Origin of the sequence: Bradyrhizobium sp. LTSP885 (genome assembly GCF_000938305.1) — a bacterium.
Classification (GTDB): Bacteria; Pseudomonadota; Alphaproteobacteria; order Rhizobiales; family Xanthobacteraceae; genus Bradyrhizobium.
In genome coordinates, this window is record NZ_JYMT01000005.1 from 1 (window position 1) to 3,977 (window position 3,977).

The 3,977-nt window shown below is 62.6% G+C and carries 2 protein-coding genes and 3 pseudogenes; all 5 read left to right on the forward strand.

Annotated features, from left to right (window positions below; all coding sequences use genetic code 11):
• Window positions 1-59 precede the first annotated feature (59 nt).
• Window positions 60-776 (forward strand): annotated as a pseudogene (locus UP09_RS04690) (helix-turn-helix domain-containing protein); the annotation flags it as partial.
• Window positions 777-800: 24 nt separating this feature from the next.
• Window positions 801-882, forward strand: a pseudogene (locus UP09_RS38925) (integrase core domain-containing protein); the annotation flags it as partial.
• A pseudogene (locus tag UP09_RS38930) lies at window positions 861-1,046 on the forward strand (integrase core domain-containing protein); the annotation flags it as partial. The pseudogenes UP09_RS38925 and UP09_RS38930, both read left to right, overlap by 22 nt.
• 242 nt (window positions 1,047-1,288) lie before the next feature.
• Window positions 1,289-2,644: a hypothetical protein gene (locus UP09_RS04695; RefSeq protein ID WP_044536896.1), complete on the forward strand. Its 1,356-nt coding sequence runs from the start codon at window positions 1,289-1,291 to the stop codon at window positions 2,642-2,644.
• Between the two features lie 75 nt (window positions 2,645-2,719).
• Entirely contained in the window at window positions 2,720-3,916 is a 1,197-nt protein-coding gene (metK, locus tag UP09_RS04700) for a methionine adenosyltransferase (protein WP_044536897.1), read from the forward strand.
• Window positions 3,917-3,977: the final 61 nt, after the last annotated feature.

Sequence of the window (3,977 nt, forward strand, 5' to 3'; positions counted from 1 at the left end):
CCGTCATTGCTGTGCAAGTTCACTAATTCGCTGATTGAATTCTCTTGCGGGAGGATTCGATGCGCGACAACAGCTACGACCGGACGATTGAGCGGAACTACCTGCAGAAGTGGCGGTTCCTGATCCCGGAATACGAGGCGGTGAAAGCCGGGCGGTCGGCAACGTTCCGCCGGGTCGGAGATTTTTATCGGCATCACGGCACCTGCTCGCAAACCTTCCGGAAGTGTTACAACCGCTATTTGCAAAGCGGCGAGGAGGCCGACCTCTTGCCGCGGCGGCGCGGACCGAAGTGGAAGGAACGGCGCGAACCGGAAGGCATCGAGGCCGAGATCGTTGCTTGCCGCCAGAGGGGGATGAACCGCTACGAGATCCATGCTGTCTTGCGCGAGCGGCGCGATACGCTACCCTCGCCGTCGACGATCTACCGGGTCCTGAAACGCTATCATCTGAACCGGCGCACGCCGGCGATGCGCGAGGAGAAACGCCGCATTATCAAGGACAAGCTCGGCGAACTTGGCCATGTCGATCTGCATCAGCTGCCACGCGACGTGTTCCTGGCGCCACCCCCGGCCACGGCCTATATCGTCAGCCTGATCGACAGCTGCTCGCGCCTGGCCTGGGCCGAGGTCATCACCTCCAAGAAAGCCTTGCCGGTCATGTTCAGGACGCTGAAGATGATCAACACCCTCAACGTCACCTATGGGCTGGTCTTCGCCGAAATCATGTCCGACAACGGCGCCGAGTTCGCATCCCGAAACAACCGTGAAGAGCATCCCTTCGAAGCCATGCTCCTCGAACTCGGCATCAAGCATCGCTACACCAGACCCTATCGGCCGCAGACCAACGGCAAGATCGAACGGTTCTGGCGTACCCTCGACGACGACGTCATCGATGGGGCAACCTTCGATAACCTCGATCACTTCGCCAATGAACTCTTCGAGTACCTGATCTACTACAACAACCACAGGCCTCATCAGGCCCTTGGCGGCCAGACACCAAAGGACTTCGCTGCGACCAAAACTGAACCCATTCAATCAGCGAATTAGTGAACTTGCACAATTGCGAGGAGCTCGCGACAAAATTGCGAAGCAATTTTGCGCTGAAGCGACGAAGCAATCCATGCCGCATTTGCGGATCGCTGGATTGCTTCGCTTCGCTCGCAATGACGGTACAGGCATCCAATTGTTTGGTGGCGGAGGGGGGGACAGGGGTTCAAGCAGTGGGCAGATGATGATACGACGTTGGTGCGCCCTTCCGCTGCCCACCGCCTTCCCAAACCCCTGGCCTCATGAAGAACGACGACATCCTCAGCCAGATATCGGACTTCTGCCGCCGCTCCGACATGGCGGAGACGACGTTCGGCCGCCGCGCCGTCAACGACGGCAAGCTGGTGCACCGGCTGCGCGAGGGCAAGCGCATCACCATCGACACGCTCGACCGCATCAACGCCTTCATCGCAACATCCACGCCCGGCGGCGTGCCGCCGCCGCGCGGTCTCGTCGTGCCGCCGGAGAAGCGCGACCCGAAGGCCAATTTCCGCTTCTTCGAGAACCGCCAGAGATACCTGCTGTTCGTCCATACCTGCAGCGAAAAGCGGGTCATTGCCGACAGGGTCGCGCTGGAATTGTCGGCGATCCATCCGCGGCCGCCGGCGCTGCGGGTGTTCGACGCGGGCATGGGCGATGGCACGGTGCTGGCGCGGGTACTGCGTGCCATGCATGGCCGCTTCCCCAGCATGCCGTTCTACGTCGCCGGCAAGGAGCTGAGCCTCGAGGACGTCCGACTGACGCTCGACAAGGTGCCGGATCGCCTGTTCGAGCATCCGGCCAGCGTCTTCGTGTTCACCAACATGTATTACGCCGAGGCGCCGTGGCTGACGCCGAAGGCGGCCGCGGCGGCCTCCAGCATGATCTGGCACGAGGTGGCGCTGCGCGGGGCCTCCTCGGGCGAATTCGAGGCCCAGATCGCCGAACTCGGCCCGTTTCTTGAGCAGAACTGGCGGGCCAATATCAGCCCCCGGACCGCGATGCCGATCTATGAGCGGCCGGTGGCGCTGGTCCTGTACCGGGACGACCACCAGTTCCTGCTTGATTCGATCATCCCCCGGGCGGGCCGGACCGAGGCCAATTTCGACCTTGTGATCGCTTCCCAGCCATATCGGGCCAAATCCTCTGTGAATTTCCGCGCCAAGCGGATTATCGCGCCGCTGGCCCGAGCGCTGCGGGCCGGGGGGCGGCTGATAGGAATCCACTCCCATGGGCACGATCCGGGGCTTGAGATCATTCAAGCTGTCTGGCCCGGAGAAAATCCTTTCGCGGTCAGCCGTCATGAGCTATTGCGCGCGGTGAAATACGAGCTGGGGTCGGCGGGGCGGGAGCTTAACTTTAATGCTTATGCCGATAACCGTTCGATCTTCCGATATGATATGGAAGCGCTGCCCAACGAGGTGACCGGCTCGATCGGAACCTCCACGGCTTTTGCAGCGTGGAATGCGGCGGTGTATGTCGCTCAGATTGAAGATGACCGGTTGACGGAAATGACTGAAAGCGGGCGGACCCTCGATGCCACCAGAGAGGTTCTGCGCAAGCACAATGGGCTCTGGTTTTACGACGAATCCTACGTCATCTCGCGTCGTCGGGACTGACATTCCAATGACACTCCAATGACACTCCATGACAAGAGCCGCCGGGATGGCGGCAACTAATAAGAGGTTTTGCTGATGCGCGCGTCCTACCTGTTCACCAGCGAGTCGGTTTCCGAAGGCCATCCGGACAAGGTCTGCGACCGCATTTCGGACGAGATCGTCGACCTGTTCTATCGCGAAGGGCCCAAGGCGGGCATCGACCCCTGGGCGATCCGCGCGGCCTGCGAGACGCTCGCGACCACCAACAAGGTGGTGATTGCCGGCGAGACCCGCGGTCCGAGCTCGGTCACCAACGACCATATCGAGAGCGTCGTCCGCGCCGCGATCAAGGACATCGGTTACGAGCAAGACGGCTTCCACTGGGAGAAGGCCGACATCGAGATCCTCTTGCATCCGCAGTCGGCCGACATCGCGCAGGGCGTCGACGCGCTGCAACCCGGCGAGGTCAAGGAAGAGGGCGCCGGCGACCAGGGCATCATGTTCGGTTACGCGACCAACGAGACGCCGGATCTGATGCCGGCACCGATCTTCTATGCCCACAAGATCCTGCGGCTGATCTCCGAAGCGCGCCACTCCGGCAAGGAGAAGGTGCTGGGACCGGACTCCAAGAGCCAGGTCACCGTGCAGTACGAGAACGGCAAGCCGGTCGGCGTGCGCGAGATCGTGGTCTCGCACCAGCATCTGGTCGAGGATATCTCGTCCAGCCAGATCCGCGACATCGTCGAGCCCTATGTGCGCGAGGCGCTGCCGAAGGACTGGATCAACGGCAAGACCATCTGGCACATCAATCCGACCGGCAAGTTCTTCATCGGCGGTCCCGACGGCGATTCTGGCCTCACCGGGCGCAAGATCATCGTCGACACCTATGGTGGCGCCGCCCCGCATGGCGGCGGCGCGTTCTCCGGCAAGGACCCGACCAAGGTCGACCGCTCGGCGGCCTATGCCGCGCGCTATGTCGCCAAGAACATCGTTGCGGCCGGCCTCGCCGACCGCTGCACGCTGCAGCTCGCCTACGCCATCGGCGTGGCGCGGCCGCTGTCGATCTACATCGACACCCACGGCACCGGGAAGGTGCCGGAGGATGTGCTCGAGCGGGCGGCGGCAAAGGCGATGGATCTGACGCCGCGCGGCATCCGCAGCCATCTCGACCTCAACCGTCCGATCTACGCGCGCACCTCGGCCTACGGCCATTTCGGCCGCACGCCGGACAATGAAGGCGGCTTTTCCTGGGAGAAGACCGATCTCGTCGAACCGCTGAAGCGCGCGGTCTAAGGCTCTTACCTCGCCCCGCTTGCGGGGAGAGGTCGCCGCGAAGCGGCGGGTGAGGGGGACT

What these genes read in the sequence shown, in the direction of transcription:
- UP09_RS04695 (WP_044536896.1), top strand. Translation starts at nt 1,289, where the DNA reads ATGAAGAACGACGACATCCTCAGCCAGATATCGGACTTCTGCCGCCGC.
- metK (WP_044536897.1), top strand. Translation starts at nt 2,720, where the DNA reads ATGCGCGCGTCCTACCTGTTCACCAGCGAGTCGGTTTCCGAAGGCCAT.